General features: G+C 54.6%; 23 protein-coding genes, 1 tRNA gene and 1 pseudogene. 9 read left to right on the top strand and 16 right to left on the bottom strand.

Annotated features, from left to right (window positions below; all coding sequences use genetic code 11):
* The first annotated feature begins 59 nt into the window (after nucleotides 1-59).
* Complete coding sequence (locus CKW09_RS16080; protein WP_061797484.1) at nucleotides 60-980, top strand: LacI family DNA-binding transcriptional regulator; 921 nt, start codon at nucleotides 60-62, stop codon at nucleotides 978-980.
* A gap of 154 nt (nucleotides 981-1134) precedes the next feature.
* Here CKW09_RS16080 and CKW09_RS16075 read toward each other — a convergent pair whose 3' ends face one another.
* The 4 genes from CKW09_RS16075 to CKW09_RS16060 all read right to left on the bottom strand — a co-directional run bounded on the left by CKW09_RS16075 (nucleotide 1135) and on the right by CKW09_RS16060 (nucleotide 5084).
* Nucleotides 1135-1908, bottom strand: a complete 774-nt coding sequence (locus CKW09_RS16075; protein WP_061797482.1) for an FCD domain-containing protein — start codon at nucleotides 1906-1908, stop codon at nucleotides 1135-1137.
* A gap of 89 nt (nucleotides 1909-1997) precedes the next feature.
* The gene (locus tag CKW09_RS16070) at nucleotides 1998-2315 is read right to left on the bottom strand and encodes a PTS sugar transporter subunit IIB (RefSeq protein ID WP_061797480.1); all 318 of its coding nucleotides are present in this window, start codon (nucleotides 2313-2315) and stop codon (nucleotides 1998-2000) included.
* Between the two features lie 10 nt (nucleotides 2316-2325).
* Complete coding sequence (locus CKW09_RS16065; RefSeq protein ID WP_061797478.1) at nucleotides 2326-3753, bottom strand: glycoside hydrolase family 1 protein; 1428 nt, start codon at nucleotides 3751-3753, stop codon at nucleotides 2326-2328.
* An 8-nt stretch (nucleotides 3754-3761) separates the two neighbouring features.
* Nucleotides 3762-5084, bottom strand: coding sequence for a PTS sugar transporter subunit IIC (locus CKW09_RS16060; RefSeq protein ID WP_095098295.1), 1323 nt, complete (start codon nucleotides 5082-5084; stop codon nucleotides 3762-3764).
* A gap of 181 nt (nucleotides 5085-5265) precedes the next feature.
* Here CKW09_RS16060 and CKW09_RS24750 point away from each other — a divergent pair, with 181 nt between their 5' ends.
* The 5 genes and pseudogenes from CKW09_RS24750 to CKW09_RS16040 all read left to right on the top strand — a co-directional run.
* Complete coding sequence (locus CKW09_RS24750) at nucleotides 5266-5436, top strand: PTS lactose/cellobiose transporter subunit IIA (RefSeq protein WP_165283121.1); 171 nt, start codon at nucleotides 5266-5268, stop codon at nucleotides 5434-5436.
* A gap of 155 nt (nucleotides 5437-5591) precedes the next feature.
* Complete coding sequence (gcvA, locus tag CKW09_RS16055) at nucleotides 5592-6497, top strand: transcriptional regulator GcvA (protein ID WP_061797565.1); 906 nt, start codon at nucleotides 5592-5594, stop codon at nucleotides 6495-6497.
* A 75-nt stretch (nucleotides 6498-6572) separates the two neighbouring features.
* The gene (locus CKW09_RS16050; protein WP_095098292.1) at nucleotides 6573-7400 is read left to right on the top strand and encodes a DMT family transporter; all 828 of its coding nucleotides are present in this window, start codon (nucleotides 6573-6575) and stop codon (nucleotides 7398-7400) included.
* 20 nt (nucleotides 7401-7420) lie between these two features.
* Nucleotides 7421-8311, top strand: coding sequence for an oxidoreductase (locus CKW09_RS16045; RefSeq protein WP_095098289.1), 891 nt, complete (start codon nucleotides 7421-7423; stop codon nucleotides 8309-8311).
* A 396-nt stretch (nucleotides 8312-8707) separates the two neighbouring features.
* Nucleotides 8708-8824, top strand: a pseudogene (locus tag CKW09_RS16040) (helix-turn-helix domain-containing protein); the annotation flags it as partial.
* A gap of 34 nt (nucleotides 8825-8858) precedes the next feature.
* Here the strand turns inward: CKW09_RS16040 and CKW09_RS16035 are convergent.
* Complete coding sequence (locus CKW09_RS16035; RefSeq protein WP_095098286.1) at nucleotides 8859-9644, bottom strand: SDR family oxidoreductase; 786 nt, start codon at nucleotides 9642-9644, stop codon at nucleotides 8859-8861.
* A 148-nt stretch (nucleotides 9645-9792) separates the two neighbouring features.
* Between CKW09_RS16035 and CKW09_RS16030 the strand changes: the two genes are divergently transcribed.
* Nucleotides 9793-10686 (top strand): LysR family transcriptional regulator, encoded by an 894-nt coding sequence (locus tag CKW09_RS16030; protein ID WP_061797470.1) that lies wholly within the window; start codon nucleotides 9793-9795, stop codon nucleotides 10684-10686.
* Nucleotides 10687-10710: 24 nt separating this feature from the next.
* On the opposite strand, the gene CKW09_RS16025 is transcribed toward CKW09_RS16030, so the two are convergent.
* The 9 genes from CKW09_RS16025 to CKW09_RS15985 all read right to left on the bottom strand — a co-directional run bounded on the left by CKW09_RS16025 (nucleotide 10711) and on the right by CKW09_RS15985 (nucleotide 19193).
* Entirely contained in the window at nucleotides 10711-11700 is a 990-nt protein-coding gene (locus CKW09_RS16025; RefSeq protein WP_095098283.1) for an aldo/keto reductase, read from the bottom strand.
* A 25-nt stretch (nucleotides 11701-11725) separates the two neighbouring features.
* A complete protein-coding gene (locus CKW09_RS16020) occupies nucleotides 11726-12577 on the bottom strand; it encodes an aldo/keto reductase (protein ID WP_095098280.1) in 852 nt (283 codons plus the stop codon).
* A 231-nt stretch (nucleotides 12578-12808) separates the two neighbouring features.
* Nucleotides 12809-13873 (bottom strand): alpha/beta hydrolase, encoded by a 1065-nt coding sequence (locus CKW09_RS16015; protein ID WP_095098276.1) that lies wholly within the window; start codon nucleotides 13871-13873, stop codon nucleotides 12809-12811.
* 107 nt (nucleotides 13874-13980) lie between these two features.
* Nucleotides 13981-14565: a flavodoxin gene (locus CKW09_RS16010; RefSeq protein WP_095098273.1), complete on the bottom strand. Its 585-nt coding sequence runs from the start codon at nucleotides 14563-14565 to the stop codon at nucleotides 13981-13983.
* Nucleotides 14566-14574: 9 nt separating this feature from the next.
* A complete protein-coding gene (locus CKW09_RS16005; RefSeq protein ID WP_095098270.1) occupies nucleotides 14575-15336 on the bottom strand; it encodes a carboxymuconolactone decarboxylase family protein in 762 nt (253 codons plus the stop codon).
* Nucleotides 15314-15793 carry a (R)-mandelonitrile lyase gene (locus CKW09_RS16000; RefSeq protein ID WP_095098268.1) on the bottom strand — a complete coding sequence of 160 codons (480 nt, stop codon included), beginning with the start codon at nucleotides 15791-15793 and terminating at the stop codon, nucleotides 15314-15316. Before CKW09_RS16000 ends, CKW09_RS16005 begins: the two co-directional genes overlap by 23 nt.
* A 65-nt stretch (nucleotides 15794-15858) precedes the next feature.
* A complete protein-coding gene (locus CKW09_RS15995) occupies nucleotides 15859-17316 on the bottom strand; it encodes a heavy metal sensor histidine kinase (protein WP_095100202.1) in 1458 nt (485 codons plus the stop codon).
* 15 nt (nucleotides 17317-17331) lie between these two features.
* Nucleotides 17332-18012: a heavy metal response regulator transcription factor gene (locus CKW09_RS15990; RefSeq protein WP_061797454.1), complete on the bottom strand. Its 681-nt coding sequence runs from the start codon at nucleotides 18010-18012 to the stop codon at nucleotides 17332-17334.
* 14 nt (nucleotides 18013-18026) lie between these two features.
* Nucleotides 18027-19193, bottom strand: a complete 1167-nt coding sequence (locus tag CKW09_RS15985) for an aldo/keto reductase (RefSeq protein WP_181907832.1) — start codon at nucleotides 19191-19193, stop codon at nucleotides 18027-18029.
* A 274-nt stretch (nucleotides 19194-19467) separates the two neighbouring features.
* Here CKW09_RS15985 and CKW09_RS15980 point away from each other — a divergent pair, with 274 nt between their 5' ends.
* Nucleotides 19468-20493 carry an alpha/beta hydrolase gene (locus CKW09_RS15980; protein ID WP_374188968.1) on the top strand — a complete coding sequence of 342 codons (1026 nt, stop codon included), beginning with the start codon at nucleotides 19468-19470 and terminating at the stop codon, nucleotides 20491-20493.
* Nucleotides 20494-20615: 122 nt separating this feature from the next.
* On the opposite strand, the gene CKW09_RS15975 is transcribed toward CKW09_RS15980, so the two are convergent.
* Complete coding sequence (locus CKW09_RS15975; protein WP_095100196.1) at nucleotides 20616-21836, bottom strand: multidrug effflux MFS transporter; 1221 nt, start codon at nucleotides 21834-21836, stop codon at nucleotides 20616-20618.
* A gap of 482 nt (nucleotides 21837-22318) precedes the next feature.
* Nucleotides 22319-22394: transfer RNA gene (locus tag CKW09_RS15970), tRNA-Asn, on the bottom strand.
* Between the two features lie 325 nt (nucleotides 22395-22719).
* Here CKW09_RS15970 and nac point away from each other — a divergent pair.
* Nucleotides 22720-23643, top strand: coding sequence for a nitrogen assimilation transcriptional regulator NAC (nac, locus tag CKW09_RS15965; protein WP_061797447.1), 924 nt, complete (start codon nucleotides 22720-22722; stop codon nucleotides 23641-23643).
* Nucleotides 23644-23650 lie beyond the last annotated feature (7 nt).

Here is a 23650-nt window from a genome sequence, read left to right as displayed (position 1 = left end):
GGATAATCGTTAACGGGCCGGCGGCCCGTTTTTCAACATCAGCAGGAAGACCCGCAGTTATGGCCAATATCAACGATGTTTCCCGTCTGGCGCAGGTGTCGAAAGCCACGGTATCCCGGGTGCTGAGCGGCAGTCGCGGGGTAAAGGAAGAAAGCCGTCTGGCGGTGTTGCGGGCGGCGGAAACGCTCAACTATCGGCCGAACGCCGTTGCCCAGTCCCTGACCAGCCAATCAACCGGCTGCATCGGCGTGGTGTGCGCTACCGAACATATTCAGCAGTCCACCGGTTATTTGCAGGCGTTGGAAAAACAGCTTAGCCAACAGAGGAAGCACTTGCTGTTGCGTTTCGCCAACGACGCGCCGACGCTGGCGGCCGCGGTGGCGGAGCTGAGCAACGGCTGGTGCGATGCGCTGATTGTGGTCGGCGCGCGCTTTAGCCTGCCGCCGCTGCCGGATAGCGTGATGTGTCTGGACTGCCTGTCCGCCACCACCGGTAAAAGCATCGGCTTCGATCATCAGTTTGCCGCCGAAACCGCGGTGCATTATCTCGCCAATCAGCAGCGACGGCAGATTGCGCTGGTCAATTTTGCCGGCGGCGACGCCGCGCAGCAGGTGCTGCAGGGCTACTGCAGCGCGCTCGAGACCCATCTGATCCCCTATAACCGGCAGTTGGTCGTGGAGGGCGAACCGTCAGCACGGATCGCATTGCAAAGCCTGTTGAACGGCAATATGCCGTTCAATGCCCTGCTGGTCACCGATGACTGCCAGGCGCAGGAAGCCCTCAGCGTCCTGCACCAGTATCAACGACAGGTGCCGGGGCAGGTGACGGTATTCAGCCTGGACGGTTCGTTGCAGTGGCCCGGCGCGCCGGCGGTGCCGTCGATCGAATATTCACTGGAAGCGCTGGCGCAGCGTGCGCTGGCGTTGCTGACCGGCGACGAAGACCATAGCCTGTTGCGCGGCAGCCTGACGGCGCGCTGACTTGCCGTTTCGCGAACATGGTCTATAAATCGACCCGCTTTTTACGCTAACGACGAAAAAGCGGGCCTGCGGTTAATGACCCGATTTGGTGTCAGGCTTTATATTTTTGGCATTGGCGATAGGCCGGCGGATATCCGTTCGCTGCTCTGGCTTATCACACCAATTTCCCCTGGAAGATCGGTATCGACTCAAATAGATAGCCGTCGAACTCCGGCGCATCGACGTCGGACAGCTCCATCAGCGTTCCCTTGATGTTTTCCATGTGTTGCCACATGGCCTGATACGATCCCATCACGTCGCGACGGCGCAGCGCCGCCAGAATGTTCTGGTGATCGGCCAGCCATTTCAGCCGATAGCCTTTAGTGGCAATGCGGCTGTGTAACTGCTGCCAAAGCGGGCTGGCATCCCGCCGCTGCCAGATGCTTTTTACCGTATCCAGCAGCATCTGATTCTGCGTCGCGCCGGCGATCAGCAAATGGAACATTTTGTCATTGTCGCCGCTTTCGTCATTGGCGATGATGGCGCGTTGCTCCTGTTCCAGCGTGCGCCGCAAATTTTCGATATCGGCCTTGGTGGCCATTTTGGCGGCAAACGCCGCAATATTGCTTTCCAGCAGTTGCCGCGCCTGGAGCATTTCGAACGGCCCGACTTCGCTTTGCAGCAGCGGATCGTCATCTTCCGCCGTTTCGCTCGGAATACGCATCACGTAGACCCCCGAACTTTGGCGAATATCCACCGTTCCTTCCAGTTCAAGCATCAGCAGCGCTTCGCGAACGATCGTGCGGCTGACGCCGTAGGTTTCGGCAATGTTGCGCTCGGGCGGCAGACGCGTGCCGATAGCGAAATGGCCCTGCTGAATTTTCTGCCGAAGGTCCCGTCCAATCTCCTGATACTGCTTTTTTTCCTGCGGAATCACGACTTTGCCCACCGTTTCACTCTGAAATACGCCTGGCCGATGCCATACCTTGCCTGCAAGAGGCTTTTAGCCCTGAAAAGTCCGTTGGGACGACAGCGGCGCTAGTCTACCAAATCCAACGCCTGATCGAGTACTTTTGCGCCGTTTAACGTGCCATAAGCCACAGAATCAATCACCGCGATGGGGATCCGGTGTTCGTCGGTGAGCTTTTTGTTTTCCGTCAGCTTGAAGCGCACCTGCGGCCCCAGCAGCACCGCGATGATGTCGTTGCCGTAACTTTGCAGCTCATCGCGCAGATTCTGTTCAGGGATGGCGTAGATCTGCAACGCCAGCCCGCGCGCTGTCGCTTCTTTTTCCATTTTGGTGACCACCAGCGAGGTGGACATGCCCGCCGAGCAGGCCAGAACGATTCGTTTCATCAGCAGGTCCTTATTTATTTTCGTCGTCAAGCGTCAGAAGCAGCCGCCGGCTGTCGCTCAGCGCGCGGAACCAGCGCGCTGATTTTTTTTGCCGCCGGTTGCGCCGGTTGTCCAGATCGATCTCAATCAGGCCGTAACGGTTCTTGAAGGCGTTCATCGGCGACAGGTTGTCGGTAAACGCCCACAGCATATAGCCTCGGCAGTTCGCCCCGGCCTCCACCGCTTTCAACGCCCAATAGAGATGCTCGCGGATGAACTCGATGCGGTAGTCATCCTGAATTTCCCCCGCGGCGTTTTTAAACCGCGCCTCGTCCTCGACGCCCATGCCGTTCTCGGCAATGAACCATGGAATGTTGCCGTACTCGTCGCGCATGCGCAGGCCCATGTCATAAACGATTTTCGGCAAGATTTCCCAGCCGCGCGATTTATTCATCCGCCGCCCCGGAAGTTCAAAATGCTCGTAGTACATCGCCGGGTGGAACGGCGTTGCGCTATGCCATGCGCGGCTCGGCGCCTTGACCCGGTGCGGGTAATACAGGTTGATGCCCACTTCGTCGACGGTGTTGTCGCGGATCAACGCCATTTCTTCCGGCGTCCAGGCGAAATTCACTTCATGCTTTTTCAGCAGCGCCAGCAGTTCCGCAGGGTATTCCCCCTTGATCGCCGGGTCGAGAAAAACCCGGTTGTAGAACAAATCATACAGCTCGGCGGCACGCCGATCGTGCGGCGCGCTGGAGCGGGGATAAGTCACCTCCGGGTTAAGTATCACCCCGATGCTGCCGGCGCAGTTCATTTGGCGAAACAGCTGCACCACCGAGGCGGTCGCCAGATTTTTATGGTGATTCCACTGCATCCATTTGGTGGTGTTCTGCTCGTACGGCCAGCGGATGGCGTCGAGATAAACCCGCGTCTGCACCACCACCGGTTCATTGAAGGTGAACCAGCGCGCCACCTTGGCGCCGAAGCGTTCGAACACCCGGCGGGCATACAGCACGAACAGTTCAACCACGCGCTTGGCGTTCCAGCCGCCGTATTTTTCCAGCAGGCAGCCCGGCAGCTCGTAGTGTTCCAGGCACAGCATCGGCTCGACGCCCTGGCGTTTCATTTCGTCCAGCAAGGCGTCGATATAGGCGGCGTAATCTTCATCCACCACGCCTTGCTCATAATCGGTAAGAAAGCGCGCCCAGTTGATCGACGTGCGGTAGTGGCTGACGCCGCTTTGTTTCATCAATGCCACGTCTTCCGGGTAGCGGTTGATAAAATCGGTGGCGACCGATGGGCCATAGCCGTTATGCCAAACGTGGCGATCGTGCCGATACCACAAATCAAGGTAAGAATCTTGCCCCTGTTTTTTACCGCTCCAGCCCTCGGTTTGCCAGGCGGAAGCCGCCGCGCCGAGAATGAAATCCCCGGGTATCTCGATTGAAACCTGACTCATTGCTGACCTCATGCATTCTGTATAACGGGTTGTTCGGCCTGTGCGGCACGGCGTGCGGCGACTTTGACGAACGGCAGGTAAATCAGCGTGGCGACCACGATGCAAATCAGCTGGGTGATTACCGCGCCCATCGAACCGGCGGTCGATAGCCAGGCGTTGATGATCGGCGGCGTCGTCCACGGCACCATCACCACCGCTTTGCCGGCAAAACCGATGCTGGTGGCGAAATAACCGATGGTGCCGGTAATCAGCGGCGTGATGATGAACGGGATCGCCAGAATAGGGTTGAGCATGATCGGCATGCCGAAGATTACCGGTTCGTTGATGTTGAAGAAGCTCGGCCCGAGCGACAGCTTGCCGATTTCCCGCATCTCCTTGCGCTTGGTGGCGATCATCACCGCAAACAGCAGCCCCAGCGTGATGCCGGATCCGCCGATGCTCATATAGACATCCCAGAATGGCATGGTGATGATGTTGGGGATGTCCTTGCCCTGCTCAAAGGCAGTCATATTGACCATGATGGCCCCCAGCAGCAACGGCTCGCGGATCGGTTTTACCATCTGATTGCCGTGAATGCCGATGACCCAGAACAGCTGCGCCACGAACATCAGGATCAGGATGCCCGGCAGGCTTTGCACCACCGTTTCCAGCGGCTGCTGCACCACCTGGTATACCGCGTCATACAGATAAATGCCGGTGAGGCGGTGGAAGACAAAACCGAAGGTTGCGATTGCCACCACGGTGATGATCGCCGGGATCAGCGCCGAAAAAGACGCGGACACGTTGGGCGGAACGCTTTCCGGCATTTTGATTTTTAGCCGGTCGAGCGTTTCCAGTTTGGAATAGATCTCCACCGACAAAATGGCGATAAACATGCCGAGGAACAGGCTGCGGGTATCCGAAAACTGTTTTGCCAACACGTCTTTCACCAGCTGCATCTGGTTGTTGACCATCAGTTCAACGGTGGTCGGCGTGACCGAAATAAAACAGATCACCGCCAGCAGGCCGGGGAACAACGATCGCGAGCCGTTAATCTTGCCCAATTCGATGCCGATCAGGAATACCGCGCCAATGTTGAGAAAGCTCAACGTGGCGTAGTTGATGCTGCTCATGATCGGCTTCAGGTCCGCAAGGAACGAAAACATGGCGAAGCTCGCCAGGCCATTCTTGGGATCCATCACCATATTGGAGATCAGCACCGAAAACGCGCCGACGATGATCACCGGCATCAACGTGATGAACGACGCCTTGATGGCCATAATGTATCTGTAACTGTTGAACGTATTGGCGAAGGCTCCCAGAGAGTCTATTAGCCGGTCCCGAAATGACATGACACCACCTCTTGTTGTGTTGTGCTTGCTCAGACGACCGATTCGCGTACCGCCGTTTCGCGATTTGGCATACCAAAAAATAGGCCAATCGAATTATTTTTCTGTGATCGCATTCTCACAAGCCGATATTGGAATTCCAATATGATAAAAAAGCTATTTTTGGCATACCAATGAGTGGGCTATGTCGAACGAACGGGAAGAAACGGTAATGGAACCGTTGATTAATGCCGGTGAAGCACGGTCTCACGCGATGACCGCCATGTTGTGCCACGATCTGGCCAAGGAAATCGTGCTGCTGCGCCAGGCGATTTTCTCCAACGGGACATCGCCGGCGCGCAGTGGCCTGTGCTGACGGTTTCAATAGGGCAGGCCAGCCAGCCCTATCAGGAGCCATTACGCCTTCGTTAAGGCGTAATGGCTTGCAACACGCTCAAGGTTTACTGCTATCTTTTTCCGCGCTTCCGGCATAGGGTGTTATGAGCATAAGCTCATTGACAGGAACGAATGATGCGCGATCTCCCCCCAACAGCCACGCTGCGCACTTTTGAAGTCGCCACTCGCCACACCACCTTTACCTCCGCCGCCGCAGAGCTTTTCATTACGCAAAGCGCGGTCAGCCACCAGTTGAAAAATCTGGAGGAAATCTGGGGCCTGCAGCTTTTTGAGCGCGGTAAAACCCTCAGCCTGACGCCCGCAGGCGCCGCGCTCGCCCCCCTGGTGCGCGAATTCTTTAGCAAGTTGGAAACCACGTTGGCCGACCTTCGCGAGCAAAAAGGTCGGGTGCGATTGCGCGTTAACACCACCTATTCTTTCGCGCTAAAGTGGCTGCTGCCGCGCCTGCCCGGCTTGGCGCGTTTGCACCCGGAGATTCTGGTGACGCTGGAAAGCACCGACACGGCCATTAACTTCGCCAGCACAGACTCCGATGTGGCGATCCGTTTTGGCCACGGCCATTATCCCGCGCTGCACACCGAGTTTATGTTTCGCGAACAGCTATTTCCGGTTGCCAGCCCGGCGTTATTGCGGCGCTTCGGCACCCCCTCCGAACCCGCCGAGCTGCTGCGCTATCCGCTGCTGACGCGTGACGGCGCCGATTTGGTGCCGAAATGGGACGTCTGGTTTAAGCTGATCGGCATAAATACCGATGTGTTGCACGAAAGCGTACGCTTCGCCGACACAAACATGACGATTGAAGCCGCGTTACTGGGGCAGGGCATTGCGTTGGCGCGCAGCGGACACGTGGAAAAAGAGATCGGCGACGGCAGCCTGGTGCGGCTGTTTGACGTGCCTTTTCCTTCCCCGGCCGCCTATTATTTCGTCTGCCCGAAAGGCATCGAAACGCAGCCGCACATCACCGCATTCCGCCGCTGGTTGCAGGCAGAGTCACAGCAGGCGCAGCTCAGCTACCGTTAAAGCATGAGTATTTGCTCATGCCGCAATGACGACACTTCACTGTCAATCCGGGCGGCTGCCGTTTAGTATCGGCGCATGCCTGGACACATTGTTTTGCTTACCTTATTCGCCGCCCTGCTGCATGCCGGCTGGAACACCTTATTGCGCGGCGGCGCTGACCGATTGTGGTCGATGACCATGATGTGTCTGACGATCGCGCTTGCCTGCGCCGCCGCCGCGCTGTTTCTGCCGCTGCCCGCCCGCGCCAGCTGGCCGTACGCGCTGCTTTCGGCCCTGCTGCATGTCGGCTATAACCTGTGTCTGGTACGCAGTTATCAGTGGGGGGAGCTAGGGCAAAGCTACCCGATTGCGCGCGGTTCTTCGCCGCTGATGGTGACCTGCGCGGCGGCAATATTCGCCGGAGAAAAAATTGAATTCAGCACCCTTGGCGGCATCACGCTGGTGTCCGCGGGTATTTTGCTGCTGGCCGTGAAAGGGGGGCGGCTGGCGACGCCGGGCCTGCAATACGCCCTGGCAACGGGCGTTTTTATCGCCGCGTATAGCGTGGTGGACGGTATCGGGGTGCGGGTTTCCGGCAATGCGCTCTCTTATACCCTGTGGATGGGCGCATTATGGGGCGGGCTGATGACGGCGCTTTATATCGCGCTGCGCGACAGTAAAAGTTTACTGCGCCGGCGGCCCGGCGTGCTCCATGCGGCGGTTGGCGGTCTGGTTTCGCTGGTCGCTTACGGCAGCATCATTTATGCCATGACGGCCGCGCCAATGGGCGCCGTCTCGGCGCTGCGCGAAACCAGCGTGCTGTTCGCCGCCGCGCTGGGTTATCTGTTTCTCGGCGAAAGGTTAACGCCGAGAAAAATGCTGGCGTGCGCGGTGATTGCCGCCGGCACGCTGATGATGGGCTAATCGAATCAGGAGAACACCCGATGTCTGAGCATCCCACGCTGGCTCTTATTGGTCCGGGCGCTATCGGCACCACCATCGCCGCGGCGCTGCATGAAGTTGAGCGAACGCCGGTCCTGTGCGGGCGAACCGCGCATGCGCAGCTGATTTTGCGTCGCGATAAGCGGGAAATCGTAGTGCCGGGCCCGGTATTGAGCGATCCGGCGACGGTCGGCCACCCGTTCGATCTGGTGTTCGTCGCGGTGAAAACCACCCAAATTGCCGACAGCGCCAACTGGTTGGCCGCGCTGTGCGATGAAAACACCCTGGTATGTGCGTTGCAAAATGGCGTAGAGCAGGAAACCCTGCTGGAGCCCTACGTCAACGGCGCAAAGGTGCTGCCTGCGGTAGTGTGGTTCCCGGCGCAGCGCGAGCCGGATGCATCCGTCTGGCTGCGCGCCGCACCGCGCCTTACGCTGCCCGATACGCCGCAGGCAAAACGGATAGCGGAGGTGTTCAGCGGCACGGGCTGCGCGGTTGAGCTGGCAGCCGATTTTATCTCCATCGCATGGCGCAAGCTGCTGCAGAACGCGGTCGCCGGTCTGATGGTGCTGGCCAATCGCCGCGCCGGCATGTTCTCGCGGGGAGATATCACTGAACTGGCTTTGGCTTACCTGCGCGAGTGTTTGAGCGTAGCGCGTGCCAGTGGGGCGCAGCTGAGCGATAACGTTCCGCAGGAGATCGTTGACGGTTTTCATCGTGCCCCTGCGGATTTAGGCACTTCAATACTTGCCGACCGCCAGGCCAACCGCCCGCTGGAGTGGGATATCCGCAATGGCGTGATACGGCGTTATGGTCGGTTACTGGGTATCCCCACCCCCGTCAGCGAGGTGCTGGTACCGCTGCTGGCGGCTGGGAGCGAGGGGCCGGGTTGAGAGATTAACCGCAGGGGATGGAGCAGAAAGGTTCTTCAGCAAAAAGCCCGCTTAAGTTTCCTTAAGCGGGCTTCTTTAATATGGCTCCTCTGACTGGGATCGCCTTTGCCAGTAACTGGCTAATAAGTAATCCAAACCTGAATTCCCTTCCTGTCAGGACCACCAGAATGACCACCAATAGTTGCGGGTTCCATAAATTCTGGTATGAGCGTTCCGCAGCATGAGTGAACATTACTATTTTACTCTCTGAAAATGAAACGTAATTAGAGGTAACGTCGAAGGTGTTTATCCTATGTGAAACTGTGTGCAAAGAGGTTTAACTGTCGGCTGAGAGCCAGAAGCGGGCATGTCTAATTTCAGTTGTGCTCATTAATCTGGTTCACTGAACGAAGAACAAAACAGGTCGTTATTGAGCGTATTAATTTAGGCTTAAGCATCAGCTCTATTGCCCGAGAATTTAGCACTACCCGGCAAACCATACTTCGAGTAAAGGCCGGATCCAAACTGTCATAAGACCGACTTCTCTTTGACCAAATTGTCAAAGGTGTTAGATTGATTTTACTTGTTTTGAAAACAGGTTCAGCTCGTTAATAATGCACTCAGGTTCTTCATGCAGAGGCATATTTTCTATATCTAGAACTCCATCATTTTTTTCAGGATTATCAGTCTGCAGGCCAGCAAACAGCGGAGTAAGATCCTGCTGCGCTTCTCCTGGTATAGCCACCAGCTCGAACGTTTTATTTGTTGCTGCACCGTTACTCAACGCACTGACCAGCACTTGAGCGATTTGTTTTCTGGATATAACACCATCTTCTGGCGTTCCTGCATGGCGTCGATTCCCCTGGAGCATAACGATTCTGTGCTCATCATCATTGTTGTAATCAAACCAGCCGGGCCTGACGATGGTATAGGGGTGACCACTCGCCCTGACCAGACGTTCGGCACGTCTTTTCCAGTCATGAACCTCAGTGCGTTGATTCCAGGTGCTGAGCCGTTCAGTTACGCCAATCGTGGTCATTAAGCCGATGCGAACAGGCGTATCCTTGAACGTTCGCAAAATGTTACGCACACCACCGTAATCTATCGCTCTGGCACCAATACGACCCTGTCCATCGGAACCGAGAGTGAAGATCATGGCATCAATATCTTTCGGCAAATCGGTGAGTGTTTCAGGCATTGAAACATCGCCGTAGAAAACATCTGTTCCACGAGGAAGCAATTTTACTTTGCGCCGATTTCTGACCAGCGCCACGGGGTAATGGCCCATTTCAATAGCGGTGTTCACGACATGAAGACCAATACTTCCTGTTGCCCCTGCAACGAGTATTTTCATGATAAACCTTATGATAATTCAGACTTATTCCCGATACGGCCAGAATATCAATTATCATTATTGTCAGTAATGGGGCTAAAATGATTGTGTCTATGAACACCCTTCATGAGTGCGTTTTGAAGGGAATGCTTCCATAAGGAAATCGCCAATGCTCAAAGAAAACTTCAACGAACTCCAAATCTTTCTTGTGGTAGCAAGGGAGAGAAGTTTTACCAAAGCTGCGGGCAAACTTGGTGTTTCTCAGTCTGCACTCAGCCACGCGATGAAGGCACTGGAGACAAGGCTAAATATTCGCCTCTTAACCCGTACGACCCGAAGCGTTGCACCTACAGAAGCAGGTGAGAGAATTATTGCCTGCCTTGAACCCCGTATCGCCGATCTTGAACAGGAGCTGGAATCGCTTGTTCAACTGAACGGCACCGCCTCCGGGAATATCCGTTTATCTGCCGGAGAGCATGCCGCGCGAAGTCTGGTATGGCCGAAGTTAAAACCTTTCCTCAGGGAATATCCGGAAATCAATGTTGAACTGGTGGTTGATAACGGCTTTGTCGATATTGTTGAGGGGCGTTTTGATGCCGGGATCCGTCTGGGCGAAAGCGTGGATAAGGATATGGTCGCCGTGAGGATTGGACCGGATATGCGCATGGCTGTGGTGGGAGCTCCGTCATATTTTGCCGCTAACCCTGTGCCCAAAACCCCTCACGAGCTACAAAATCATCGGTGCATCAATATGCGCCTGCCGACTGCCGGTGGAGTTTATCACTGGGAGTTTGAGAGGGAAGGGAAACCGTTACGGGTCAGAGTTGAAGGGCAGGTAACGTTTAATCTGCAGGCGGAAAGGATAGATGCTGCTTTATCCGGTTTTGGCATCGCCTGTATACCTGAGGATAGAGTACAGGATTATATAAAGTCAGGGGAATTGATCCAGGTTCTGCAGGATTGGTGCCCGTCTTTCTCCGGATATTATCTTTACTACCCCAGCCGTAAGCAGCATCCGCCCGCATTTGCGCTGATGATCGATGCACTTCGCTACCAGGAATAACGGGTCCGTGGACCCGTTCGGGCATTAACGGCCTGTGCGAGCCTGGTGCTCAGGAGAGTAACGTTCGCCGACGATTTTAATCGTTTCAAGCGCCTGGGTTATCTGCCGCGAGTCATCCTGCGAAAGCATGATGTCGGCAGAGCTCAGATTTTCCTCCAGCCGGTGCAGTTTGGTGGTGCCGGGGATGGGAACAATCCACGGCTTTTGTGCCAGCAGCCATGCCAGAGCGATTTGCGCAGACGTCACACCTTTCTCTGCAGCCAGTTCACCCAACAACGAGACTAACTTCTCATTGGCTTCAATCGCCTGTTCGGCGAAACGCGGCACGGTGCTGCGGTAATCATCCTTGCCAAAAGTGGTTCCTGGCTTAATCGAGCCTGTCAGGAAGCCTTTGCCTAATGGGCTGAATGGCACAAAACCAATACCCAGTTCCTCCAGTAACGGCAGGATCTCCCTCTCAGGCTCGCGCCACCACATGGAGTATTCGCTTTGCAGGGCAGTGACAGGTTGTACGGCATGCGCACGACGAATGGTTTGCGCACCCGCTTCGGACAGACCGAAATGTTTGACTTTGCCTTCAGCGATCAGGTCTTTCACTGTACCCGCAACATCTTCAATAGGGACATCCGGGTCGACACGGTGTTGGTACAGCAGATCAATGACATCAGTCTTGAGACGGCGTAATGATCCTTCAACAGCTTCACGGATATGCTCCGGACGGCTGTTTAAAATCTGCTGCTTGTTGTCGTCGCCAAAGGTAAAACCAAACTTGGTGGCGATGACCACGCGGTCACGAAACGGTTTTAAGGCCTCACCGACAACCTCTTCATTAAGGAAAGGGCCATATACTTCGGCGGTATCGAAGAAGGTGACGCCACGTTCAACCGCTGCGCGAATGAGCTCGATAGCCTGACGCGTATCGGTCGCCGGGCCGTAGCCGTGGCTGAGACCCATGCAACCGAGCCCAAGAGTGGAGACTTCGAGTCCGGATTTACCCAGATAACGTTTTTGCATTGAATGAATACCTCTTTATTGCGACTTAAACATCAAGTTTGCGGCCAGTCAGCCATTCCACCATCGCTGGGTCGCGGTGAGAGAAGAAGGCGCTGGTTGCGGTGTCGAGGGCGGCAATCTGCAGCATATCTTCAGAGTTGAGTTCAAAATCGAGAATGTTGATGTTCTCTTCCATGCGCTCTTTCCGCACCGATTTCGTCAGCGAAACTATGCCTCGCTGGAAGATCCACCGCAGTACAACCTGGCCCACGCTTTTGCCGTATTTCTGACCCATCGCCGTTAATACGGGATGCTGGAACAGACCATTTCTACCCTCAGCAAACGGTGCCCAGGCTTCCGGCTGAATGCCACGGCTTTGATTCCATGGAACGGCGTGCAGCTGCTGGTTGAAGGGGTTAACTTCAATCTGGTTTACCGCAGGGGCAACGTTGTTGAAGGCCATAAGATCGGCCAGTCTGTCAGGATGGAAGTTGCTGACGCCAATCGCGCGAATTTTGCCTGCCTGCTGCAGTTCTTCCATTGCACGCCAGGCCCCATGGACATCGCCGTAAGGCTGGTGAATCAGGTACAGGTCAACGTAATCAAGTTGCAGCCGATTCAGGGAGCGTTCGAACTGTGCTTTAGCGCCTTCGTAATTGGTATCCTGCAGCCACAGCTTGGTCGTTACAAAGAGTTCGTTCCGTGCGATACCGGTCTGTTTAAGTGCGTTCCCGACCTGGGTTTCATTCTGGTAAGACGCTGCGGTATCGATCAGGCGGTATCCCGTATCGATGGCATCAATAACGGCTCTTTCGCATTCGGCAGCATCCGTCATCTGGAAGACACCAAAGCCCAGCAGGGGCATTTCAATACCGTTGTTCAGTTTTACAATTTGCATGACGTTGTCCTTTAGCTGTTGTGTTGGAAAAGCATAACGCAAAGTGATTTATTCGATTAGATGGGGTAATTAGCTAGGGTTTATTAAATTCACTCATTAATTGTTGGGCTGACGGTCTGCTGTGTGGCAAGGCGGACCGTCACTTTTCCGTCAGGATTAAGCCACTGTATTATTTATAAGGCTTATGTATGTGTTGAGCCTTCAATAATGAAGGCTCGCGATTAATTCATCCTACTGCAGATCTTTTTCCTTCAGGAACTGACTCACCAAATCAGCAATCTGCACATTATTTAAATCAGAGAACGGGAAGTGGGTATTCCCTTTAATTCCCACTTCAGGCAGATGCGTCACCGTCACATCCCCGCCATGCTTGTTCACCACGTCACGCCACTCGCGAGCCATCGCCAGACGTACGCGCCAGCTGTCCTGCGCGGGCATGGCGACAGGCTTATCTGGTATGTTATCGCCGTAAATAATCAGAATCGGGATTTTGGTCAGAGCCATAAACTGCTCCATCGGCACCGGCTCACCCTTCAGCGTGTCGAACGCGCTTGGCATAGGGGCAGGGAGTTCTTTTTCCGGGAAGACAAAGCTGCTGCCAGGCTCGAAGGCGACAATGGCTTTGACCTTGTCGTTTTTCATCGCCGTATACCAGCCTGGTCCGCCACCCTGAGAGTGGGTGAAGAGGATAGCAGGGCCGGATTTGTCCACTACGGCGGACATTGCATCAGAGATGACGTTGATATCAAACGGCCCGGTATTCGGGGTCATCTGACGGAAATACTGATTCAGTGCTTCTTTGTCGTGAGAGAACTGAACGCCCTTAAAATACTCTGGCCACACGCCAACGCGGAACTGGTTGAACCACATCTGTTCATCCGGTTTAGGCGAAACAATACCTTCTACAGTCGTGCGCCCGGCGCTGCCTCGGCGTGGCTGATCGACAAGATAGGTTGAGAATCCACGACGCAGGAATATGTTCTGGAACCCTTCACGACCATCCGGGGTGCTTTCCCAGGTACGGGAGAACTGACCTGCGCCGTGCAGCATGACGATAGGGTATTTATGCGGATTCTCCGGAATCTGGTAGAACACTGAGGCATGATCGCCATGATAGGTTTGGCCAGCAGAATCCAGCGGCTTTTTCGCGTCAAATGTTCCTGGTGCGATGATGATAGTGCCACCAGCAGAAAAGCTTCCTTGTTCCTGAATGACCAGCGGCTCGGCGTATACCGACTGAGCTACCAGGCCACCCGCCATTACGCAGATGGCCAGGGTTTTTAAGATTGTCTTCAAGATTACATCCTCTGTTATGTTTGCCGTTCAATCATATCTGAGTTGTCAGCGTTAATTATTTAGCACCCCTGATTGTCCTTATTTGGCAGACTCATGGATGCGGACGATTAACTACGTATCGTCTCTAACCAACTGGTTACCGTTTCTGTAGTTCTTCGTTCCTGGTCGCATTCAAGGACCAGCGGTTTTTCCCGGCGCGCAGTTGGGGCGAGACTGGCAAGGATGTCGTCGCTGTCTCCTTTACCGTAGCCGCCGTGAGTAATGAAGGGGATGAGTAATTTGCCCGCAAGGTTATGGCTGCTGAGAAAGGTTTGCACTACAGGCGGCACGCTGGTCCCCCAGATCGGAAAGCCTAAATACACGGTCTCATAGCGTGGGATATCTGTGACGCTATTTTTTAATGCCGGTTTTACGCCCCGCTCACGCTCATTTTTGGCCTGTTCAACGGTCTGAAAATAGTCTTCCGGATAAGGCGTTGCCGGTTCGATTTCAAACAGATCGGTATTCAGGCTGCGGTGAATGACGCCCGCAATAACCCGAGTATTTCCGCTGCGGGAAAAGTACGCCACCAGAATACGGCTTTTTCCCTGCACGTTTGCGTTTCCGGTGGCAGCTGTCGCCAGGGAGACGTTCGCCAGCGTGAGCCCGGCAAGCGCGGTAATCAACATTCTGCGGGTGGGATCATGCTCCATAATCAACTCCTAATTGTGTGCGAGCGCCTGTTGCAGTGCCTTTTCTGCCCGCACAGCTGCATCATTTTCGCCATGTTCACGCAGAACCTGTGCCAGCTGGCGCAGCTGGGCTGCCGTCAGGCCGACCCGCATGCTGGCTCGCGTATGCGATAACAGCTGGGCTTCAACGCCTGGTGTGGCCGCTAATGCACCAACCGTTGCCAGCTCGCGGCTTTGCCAGTCGAGGTTATCGCGGGCGAAAATGTCGCCGAACAGATGCGTTTGCAGAAATTGATTAATGACAGGTGCAAAATCAAACAGAGGGCCCTGGACGGGAGCGCCTGAGATTTTAGTCTGATTTGCGGTACCGACGCGGCGAAGCTCATCCCCGACGGGGATGGTGGCGACCGGTTCTTTGCCCTCAACGTCTTCGATGCCACGTTGTTTACGCGCTTCGACGACCTTCATCAGTTCGCTAAGTGCATTCAGGCTACGAGGGAAGCCCGTGTAGGCATAGAGCTGGATAAGAATCTCTTTGGTTTCATTTATGGTGAGTCCTGCATCAAGTCCCTGATTCAGGGCTGCATTCAGCTTATCCATCTGACTGCTGGCCATCGATGCCGCAATCAAGGGGATGGCCTGCTGGCTGGCTGACAGCGTATCTGAAACCCTTTGTTCGTGGTTCATTTCTGAGGTTCCCTTATTGACGGGCGCAGCATTCGCCGCGAGACCAAAACCAAAGGTCAGCAGTACCGCTGCCGTTAATGCTTTAATGGGCGTGGTATTGTTCATCTGTCACTTTCTCCATCCAGTTAACGCTTTTGCCATCTACAATCCCGGTTATCGCCAGGTGCGTCATCGCGCTGCCAGGTGCCGCTCCGTGCCAGTGTTTGACCCCCGCCGGGCAAGAAACAACGTCGCCAGCGCGGATGACCTGCACCGGCTGGCCTTCTTGTTGGGTGAGCCCGACACCAGAGGTCACAATAAGCCGCTGACCTGCCGGATGCGTATGCCAGGCGGAGCGAGCGCCGGGATCAAAGGCGACATAAGCCCCGGAAACGCCGATGTCTTTATCAGGTTTGAAGAGAGGATCAACCCGGACGCGACCGGTAAAATTCTCCGCTGGCCCATACACCGCATTCTGACTTCCGGCCGGTGCGATATGGACAGCGGAATTTTGCTCCGCTGCCCAGGATGAAAACGTAAAGAGGGACAGTAACAGCCCGAGGTAACGTAAGTGTCCGATCATGCAAAGCGTCCTTATCAATGAAGAGGGGGATTGCCTGCAATGATTTTAACGAGGGAGTCATGTCGTCAGGCTGACGCCCCCCTGACAATTCTGTCAGTTAACCCTGGTCCCGGCTTAGTGGCAGGGTGAGCATTGCCCGCCGTTTTATCCGCTTGTATCTCAAAAGTGAGGCCAAAGGTATTGATACCACCTTCACTACGTGCAAAGACGTCCCCCCTGTGCATGATGGCGACGGCGCGTACGATCGACAGGCCCAGCCCATGATGGGTATCACTTCTTGCTCGGGAGGTGTCGACGCGATAAAAGCGCTCGAAAAGCCGGTGTAAGTGCTCAGGTGCAATCGGATCGCCCGGGTTAGAAACTTCAACACAGGCTTGATTGTTTTTTTCGCTTAACCGCACCCTAACCGTGCTATTGGAGGGCGAATGTCTTGCGCTGTTTTCCAGTAAATTAGCCAGTGAGCGGTGGAACAGTCGCCGGTCGATGTGCGCGGTGACATCGCCCTCAACATCCAGAGAGAGCTGTTTTTCAGAAAAAGAGGGTTCCACATACTCCGCTGTTTTTAGGGTTTCTTCTCGCAGGGACACCTGCGTAAGCTGGGAAGCATGTTCACCCGCGTGCGCATGAGACAGGAACAGCATGTCGTTAACTATCGACGTCATGCGTTCAAGCTCCTCAAGATTTGAACCCAATAACTCTTCCAATTCATCTTGCGAACGTCGGCGCGAGAGACCCAGTTGCGTCTGGCCAATCAGGTTGGTCAGCGGGGTCCTGAGTTCATGCGCAACATCGGCATTAAAGCTTTCGAGCTGTCGCCAGGCGACCTCTTGCCGTTCCAGTACGCCATTAAAAGATGAGGCTAACTGCTGTAATTCGTCAGGTAATGCTTCGGTATTCAGGAGCTGGCCAGGGGCCCCGGGAGCGAGTTGCCGGGCCTGTTTACTGAGCGCCCCAACGGGACGAAGACCGATCCTCGAGACGATGTATCCCAGTAAGGCTACAATCACGACGCCCAGTGCGGTAATGATCAGCAGTGTACGGGTGAACGCATCGAGTGTCCCCATGTAAGGCGTGGAGTCGATGGCAACCACATAGCGCAGCTCAGGCCGTTCACCGTTCGCGGGAATGGTTTTCACTAACAGGAACAATGAGCATGCGCTTTCCGATGCACCGGGCACTTTATTAAAACCTTCCTGCAAAGAAGACCACTGGACACCCACCGGTGGTGTTCCCCCCATGCTGAAGCGCGGGTTATCGCTCACAATCCAGTAGCGAACGCGCTCACCTTCAGAATTGGTTAACACGGTGAATTTATTGGCCAGCGTAGACCAGTCGTCAGCCGAGGTTCGTGCGGTGATCCACGGACTCATTAATGATTCCCGGAACAGCAGTTCGTTGTGCATCTGCTTTTGCAAAGAATCATGCAAGGAGCTTCTCAGCAGGATGCCGATAACGGACACAATCAGCAGTGCGGATAAGGCAAACATCAGCGCCAGATGAATTGAGATGGAACGCTTAAGCATGCTTATCCCCTTCATTTATTCGGACCGGACTTCGAGGACATACCCCATGCCACGAACGGTATGCAGCAGTTTGGTGTCGAACGGAGCATCCACTTTGGCCCGCAGACGTTTAATGGCCACTTCAACCACGTTGGCATCGCTGTCAAAATTCATGTCCCATATCTGCTCAGCAATCATCATCTTTGAAAGGATCTCCCCCTGATGCCGGGCCAGAAGGCTCAACAGGGAAAACTCTTTTGCGGTCAGCTCCAGTCTCGTTCCGGCGCGGAATACGCGGCGAGCCAGTAAGTCGAGATGCAGATCGTGAATTTGCAGTTGGGTGATGTCTGCGCCATCCGTAGCGCGGCGACGCACCAGTGCCTGAATACGCGCCACCAGCTCAATAAGCGAAAAGGGCTTGGGCAGATAATCATCCGCGCCAAGACGCAGCCCTTTAACGCGCTCGTCGACCGATCCCCGTGCCGAGAGCATCAGCACCGGCGTCTGTTTGGCTGCTCGCACACCCTCAAGCACCCGGTAGCCATCCATCCCCGGTAGCATCACATCCAGGATTATCGCGTCGTAGTCGAACTCCAGCGCGTAATGAAGACCTTCAGCTCCATCTGCAGAGACGTCTACCGTAAATCCAGACTCGCCCAGCGCACGGCTGAGATAGGTTGACGTTTTTTCTTCATCTTCGACTAACAACAGGCGCATAACGGGACTTCCTCTTAACTTTTCAACGGAGCTTCAACATCTGAATAAACCTGTACGGCATCCGGCAGACGTTGACCCTGGATAGTGATGGCATCCAGTGAGCGGGTGAGCTCGGTCATATCTGCGGCAGTCAGCGATATGCCGGTAGACGCTGTGTTTTGCAGCATATGGTCTTTATTGGTAGTGCCAGGGATGGGAACTATCCAGGGTTTACGGGCCAGTAGCCATGCCAGTGCAATCTGACCCGGTGCGGCATTTTTTCTTATTGCCCATGATGTTAGCAGTTCAACCAGCTGTAAGTTGTGTGGCAGGTTTTCAGGCGAGAAGCGCGTTTCTGTCGCGCGGAAATCACCGGTAGCGAACCGGGTATTCTCATCAATCCAGCCCGTTAAAAACTGCACGCCGAGTGGGCTCCATGGCACAAACCCGATGCCCAGCTCTTCACACACCGAAAGGGCCTGCTTTTCAGGGCCGCGCCAGAGCATGGAGTATTCACTTTGTACGGCGGTAACGGGTAATGTTGCATGGGCGCGTCTCAACGTGTTGATGCCCATTTCAGACAGACCCCAGTGCAGGACTTTCCCTTGGTCCATTAAATCTTTAACCACACCGGCGACATCTTCGATCGGGATCTGCGGATCAACACGGTGTTGATACAGTAAGTCGATACGATCGGTACGCAGGCGTTTGAGCATGTTTTCGACAACCTGTCTGATATGCTCCGGTCTGCTGTTAAGGCCCGGCAGACGCTTACCTGTCTGTTGGTCAATGTTCCAGCCAAACTTAGTGGCGATAATGATTTTGTCCCTGAACGGGGCGACGCCTTCCCCGAGAATTTTTTCGACTTCAAAGGGACCGTAGGCTTCAGCAGCGTCGAAAAATGTCACCCCTTCATCAAATGCCCGCTGGATAACATTGATCATCTCGGGACGCCAGGGAACAGAGGTGTCATATTTGCGACTCATGTTCTGGACGCCCAGGCCGACGGCTGAGACTTCCAGCTTCCCGAGTTTACGCTTGCCCGGAGCAGCAGGGCGATGGCTGGTTTGTCTGGAGGAATCGACCTGAGAGGACTGGCTCGCCGCCGATACGTGGGGAATCAGCGAGGCGGCGGCAATACCCGCCCCGGCGACTAATAGCTTGCGTCGCTCTGGTATTGTTGGGTCATTCTGGCTTTTCATTGATTACTCCTTTTCTCAGAAAATTGAACATGAATCTCATTTAAGCGAGAACATTCTGCCGCTTGATTGCCAACATAAAGCTGACGGCTACCTGACAGCGTTGTCAGAAACACTTACCCATCCCAGTCAGTTTCCTGACAAAAATGTTATTTTCCTGTCACGATGCTGACAGCCCTCTCCCCCTAATCTGAGCCTGCAAATTTAATTCCGCGAGCCTGCATAAACAGGCTGACACTCATCGGGAGAGACCATGAAATTCACGCTTATCAGTGCAATGCTACTCACGGCAATGGCTGGAGTGACCTCAGTCAATGCGGCTGATTACAAAAAAAATCCATTCACACTGGCCTATGACGGTGCCATCACGGAGAACGTCAAAGGCAAGGTCAACATTCATCCGGTGAAATACGATCTGCATGGCATCCAGATTGCCGCGAATGTCTATACCCCTGCTAACTACGATCCCGCCAAAAAATATCCTGCCGTGGTGGTCGCGCATCCTAATGGCGGCGTAAAAGAGCAGGTCGCGGGTTTGTATGCCCAGCGTCTCGCCGAGCAGGGCTACATCACAATTACCGCCGATGCGGCTTATCAGGGCGCTAGCGGTGGGATGCCGCGCAGCGTGGATAAACCCGCTAATCGCATCGAAGATATCCACGGCATGGCTGACTACATCAGCCAGTATCCGGGGGTTGATACTTCCCGCCTCGGTCTGCTTGGCATTTGCGGTGGCGGCGGGTATTCACTTGTTGCTGCCGAGACGGACAAACGGTTCAAATCGATTGCAACCATCAGCATGTTTAATTCAGGTCTTGTGCGCCGCAACGGTATGCAGGATTCACAGCTGGATACTATCCAGCAGCGTCTTCTGCAGGCTTCTGACGCACGTGCTCAGGAAGCCGCCGGAGGAGAAGTGCTTTACTCCGGCGATGCCAACCTGACTGATGAACAGATTGCTAAATTACCTTTTGCCTTGTATCGCCAGGGCTACGAGTACTACTGGAAAACCCACGCGCACCCGAACTCCACGTTTAAATACACCACCAGCAGTCTGCTGGATTTGATGAGCTTTGACGTAACGGACCATATCAATCTCATCAATAAACCGCTGCTGATGATTGCCGGTACAAAAGCCGATACGCTCTATATGACTGAAGATGCGTTCGCGAAAGCCACCGGTACGAAGGACAAAGAACTCTACCTGATCGATGGTGCTACCCATATCGAGACGTATTGGGTGCCTAAATACGTTGACCAGGCTATGCAAAAGTTAGACGTCTTCTTCGATAAGAATATTTAATTCGCATCTGTCGATACCCTGGCGGGTATCGACTTATTCAGAATTTATCGTTCAGATTAACGGAGTCGGGATGAAAGATAATTACGCCTTGTTAATAGCCACCATGAATGAAATTCATAAAATCATTCTGACAGGGGATGGTTGTTTTTTACCTGAACAGTCAATGCCATCAAGGCGCTGGCTGCTGTAAACAACGCAATTATCCAGCCCATCGTCCATGGTGTGCCGTCACTGAACAGAGCAAGAAGAAGTGAAGAGATGATGCCGCTGCCGTATTGTAATGCCCCCATTAGCGCCGATGCGGAGCCTGCAACATTAGGCACTGCGTCAAGCGCGCAAGCCGTGGAGGTTGCAGCGATGATGCCATTCATGGAGAAGAATACGAACACAGCGCCGACAATCACGGTAATTCCACCAATGCCCAGGTCTGTTGCGCCCGCCAACGCTATTGCCGCAATAGCGGCGATGAATACCGCATTCCTGAGCAACGCTTCCAGTGGATAGCGATGAACCAGGCGTCTGTTAATCATGCTCACTGCCATTAATCCCACGATGTTTACTGCAAACAGCCAACCGTAGTGCTGTGGATCAACGCCGAAGTACGTGATGTACACAAACGGAGAGCCCGTGATAAAGGCGTAGGCCGCAACGTAATAGAACGTCAGGCACAGAGTAAACCGCATGTAACTGGCGTTGGTCAGCAAGGCACAGTAGTTCTGAAAGGCTCTGGTTACGGAGGATTGCGAGCGTTTTTCAGCAGGTAATGTTTCCGGTAACCAGAATAAAGACATCAGCATTAATGTTCCGATAATCGCCAGCAGCCAGAAAATGGCGTGCCACGAAGTGGCTTTAATCATTTGGCCGCCGATTAGGGGCCCGGCAATCGGCGCGATGGCCATGATGATCATCAGGGTCGAAAGCATTTGTGCTGCACGAGTGCGGCTAAACAGGTCGCGGATCATTGCTCGCGCCAGCATCGGGCCGGTACAGGCACCTAACGCCTGAAAAACACGCCAGAAGACGATTTGAACAATGTCAGTTGATAACGCACAACCCACCGAACCGATGATAAACAGAACTAAACCGATAAAAAGCGGCAGACGACGCCCGTATCGATCGCTAACCGGTCCCCAAATCAGTTGCGCAATGCAAAAACCGATAAGGAAGCCTGTAATTGTCAGCTCTGCATCACCCTGTAAATCTTTTGCCATCACGGGCATAGCCGGAAGGTAGATATCGGTTGATAAAGAGGTAACAGCCATCAGGGCACTGAGAATGAGCAGAAATGATAGACCGGTTTTTTTAGCTGTAGTTGACTGTGTACGTGCCTGTTGATTAAGCATGGTGATCCGTTGGACATGAAGATATAAGGGCATGTTAACGGGTTTGTGCATGCTGATAACCACAGGTGGGAGGATAGGGACTATGAATGACATTCATTAATATTGTGAATTGCGAAGGCAGTGAAAGAGTGGTTTAAACAGGCTCTTATCTTAGGCCTTATAGGGAGAAATCGAGGTATCGTTTCCGTTTCAGGCTCGATTTGTGTTTGCAGACAAGGGCACGAATTATCAGATTATAAAACAGCATACCTTCCTATCTAATGTAAGAAAAATTTCGTCATAAAGCCGTAGGTTAGTCTTAGCGTAGGATAGTTTCGGTTTTCCAAGCGGACTGCCTTGCTCACCGCTGATTAACACACCGCGATTTTAGTGATGCCATTATCAGTGGTTAGAACAGTTGCCAACTTCCGCTTTTCGCTCATAACCGCCGGTCAAAAAAGCCAAAAGCCCGCTCAGGTTTCCCTGAGCGGGCTTCTTTAATATGGCTCCTCTGACTGGACTCGAACCAGTGACATACGGATTAACAGTCCGCCGTTCTACCGACTGAACTACAGAGGAATCGTGTGAACGGGGCGAATCATAGCGGCGCGCTTCCGGCTTGTAAAGCCTGAAAACGCCGCGCCGTTTCGTTTGCTGCAAGATTATTCAACCTGCTGCTTTTTATGGCTTTTGTTGATGAAACCGCGCGCAGCGCCGCCGCGGATGCCCGAATGCCTTATCTTGGTGCAACCCGCGCGCCGTTGGCCGCGCCGTCTCTGCAGGCCAGAATATCATTTATTGTTATTTTTCCTGTGATTAGCCTGCCCATATGCTAATTCGCCGACTCTGGCCCGGATCTTGCTCCTATTTCCCATTCGCAGTTTCGCGGCATGACGGAGGCAATATGAATCTCAGGCGTCTGAAGTATTTCGTAAAAATCGTCGATATCGGCAGTCTGACCCAGGCGGCGGAGGTGCTGCATATCGCCCAACCGGCGCTTAGCCAGCAGTTGGCGACGCTGGAAGGGGAGCTGAAGCAGCAGTTGCTGATCCGCACCAAGCGCGGCGTGATGCCCACCGAAGCCGGCAATATCCTCTACGCCCACGCCCAGACCATTCTGCGCCAGTGCGAGCAGGCGCAGAGCGCGGTCAACAGCGCCGGGCAGGCGATGAGCGGCCAGGTGTCCATCGGGCTGGCGCCGGGCAGCGTGGCTTCGCAGCTGGCGCTGCCGCTGCTGCAGGCGGTGCGCGACCAGCATCCGGGCATCTTGCTCAGCCTGAATGAAAACATCGGCTCGGCGCTGGCCGGGCAGGTGGCCAGCCAAACGCTGGATATGGCGATGATTTACGGCGCCAAAATGCCCGCCGGCCTGCACGCCACCGTCTTGATGAAGGAAGACCTGTACCTGGTGGCGACGCGCGCGGTGCCCAGCCCCGGCAACAGCGTGGAGCTGCTGGACGTGGCGCGGCTGAACCTGTTTCTGCCGCGAGAAGGCGACGTGGTGCGCAGCCAGGTGGAGGAAGCGATGGCGCTGCGCAAGCTGGCGGCCAACGTGGTGGGGGAGATCGAGTCCACCGGCACCCTGAGCGCGGCCGTCGCCAGCGGGTTGGGCGCCACTATTCTGCCGGAATCGCTGGCGCGCGCCATGATAGGGCCGGCCAAGGCGTGGATGGCGCGCATCAATGCGCCGACGCTGTCCGTGCCGTTGTCGCTGTGCATTTCCAGCCAGCATTCGCTGTCTGCGCCGGCGCTGGTGGTGAAAGAGATGCTGCTGTCGATCGCCGGCAGCCGCAGCCAGGAGAAACGCGCCCTGGCGCTGGTGCGATAGGGCGCGT

The sequence above is a fragment of the Serratia ficaria genome, from assembly GCF_900187015.1.
Lineage (GTDB): Bacteria > Pseudomonadota > Gammaproteobacteria > Enterobacterales > Enterobacteriaceae > Serratia > Serratia ficaria.
This window is presented reverse-complemented; position numbering and strand designations above follow the sequence as displayed.

Coding starts and splice junctions, on each gene's coding strand:
- CKW09_RS16005 (WP_095098270.1), bottom strand. CDS start 15,336: ATGAACAATACCACGCCCATTAAAGCATTAACGGCAGCGGTACTGCTG.
- CKW09_RS16030 (WP_061797470.1), top strand. CDS start 9,793: ATGCTCAAAGAAAACTTCAACGAACTCCAAATCTTTCTTGTGGTAGCA.
- CKW09_RS16065 (WP_061797478.1), bottom strand. CDS start 3,753: ATGAGTCAGGTTTCAATCGAGATACCCGGGGATTTCATTCTCGGCGCG.
- CKW09_RS16060 (WP_095098295.1), bottom strand. CDS start 5,084: ATGTCATTTCGGGACCGGCTAATAGACTCTCTGGGAGCCTTCGCCAAT.
- CKW09_RS15990 (WP_061797454.1), bottom strand. CDS start 18,012: ATGCGCCTGTTGTTAGTCGAAGATGAAGAAAAAACGTCAACCTATCTC.
- gcvA (WP_061797565.1), top strand. CDS start 5,592: ATGCGCGATCTCCCCCCAACAGCCACGCTGCGCACTTTTGAAGTCGCC.
- CKW09_RS24750 (WP_165283121.1), top strand. CDS start 5,266: ATGTCGAACGAACGGGAAGAAACGGTAATGGAACCGTTGATTAATGCC.
- CKW09_RS16000 (WP_095098268.1), bottom strand. CDS start 15,793: ATGATCGGACACTTACGTTACCTCGGGCTGTTACTGTCCCTCTTTACG.
- CKW09_RS15975 (WP_095100196.1), bottom strand. CDS start 21,836: ATGCTTAATCAACAGGCACGTACACAGTCAACTACAGCTAAAAAAACC.
- CKW09_RS15995 (WP_095100202.1), bottom strand. CDS start 17,316: ATGCTTAAGCGTTCCATCTCAATTCATCTGGCGCTGATGTTTGCCTTA.
- nac (WP_061797447.1), top strand. CDS start 22,720: ATGAATCTCAGGCGTCTGAAGTATTTCGTAAAAATCGTCGATATCGGC.
- CKW09_RS16025 (WP_095098283.1), bottom strand. CDS start 11,700: ATGCAAAAACGTTATCTGGGTAAATCCGGACTCGAAGTCTCCACTCTT.
- CKW09_RS15985 (WP_181907832.1), bottom strand. CDS start 19,193: ATGAAAAGCCAGAATGACCCAACAATACCAGAGCGACGCAAGCTATTA.
- CKW09_RS16045 (WP_095098289.1), top strand. CDS start 7,421: ATGTCTGAGCATCCCACGCTGGCTCTTATTGGTCCGGGCGCTATCGGC.
- CKW09_RS16035 (WP_095098286.1), bottom strand. CDS start 9,644: ATGAAAATACTCGTTGCAGGGGCAACAGGAAGTATTGGTCTTCATGTC.
- CKW09_RS16070 (WP_061797480.1), bottom strand. CDS start 2,315: ATGAAACGAATCGTTCTGGCCTGCTCGGCGGGCATGTCCACCTCGCTG.
- CKW09_RS16020 (WP_095098280.1), bottom strand. CDS start 12,577: ATGCAAATTGTAAAACTGAACAACGGTATTGAAATGCCCCTGCTGGGC.
- CKW09_RS16080 (WP_061797484.1), top strand. CDS start 60: ATGGCCAATATCAACGATGTTTCCCGTCTGGCGCAGGTGTCGAAAGCC.
- CKW09_RS16010 (WP_095098273.1), bottom strand. CDS start 14,565: ATGGAGCATGATCCCACCCGCAGAATGTTGATTACCGCGCTTGCCGGG.
- CKW09_RS15980 (WP_374188968.1), top strand. CDS start 19,468: ATGCTACTCACGGCAATGGCTGGAGTGACCTCAGTCAATGCGGCTGAT.
- CKW09_RS16050 (WP_095098292.1), top strand. CDS start 6,573: ATGCCTGGACACATTGTTTTGCTTACCTTATTCGCCGCCCTGCTGCAT.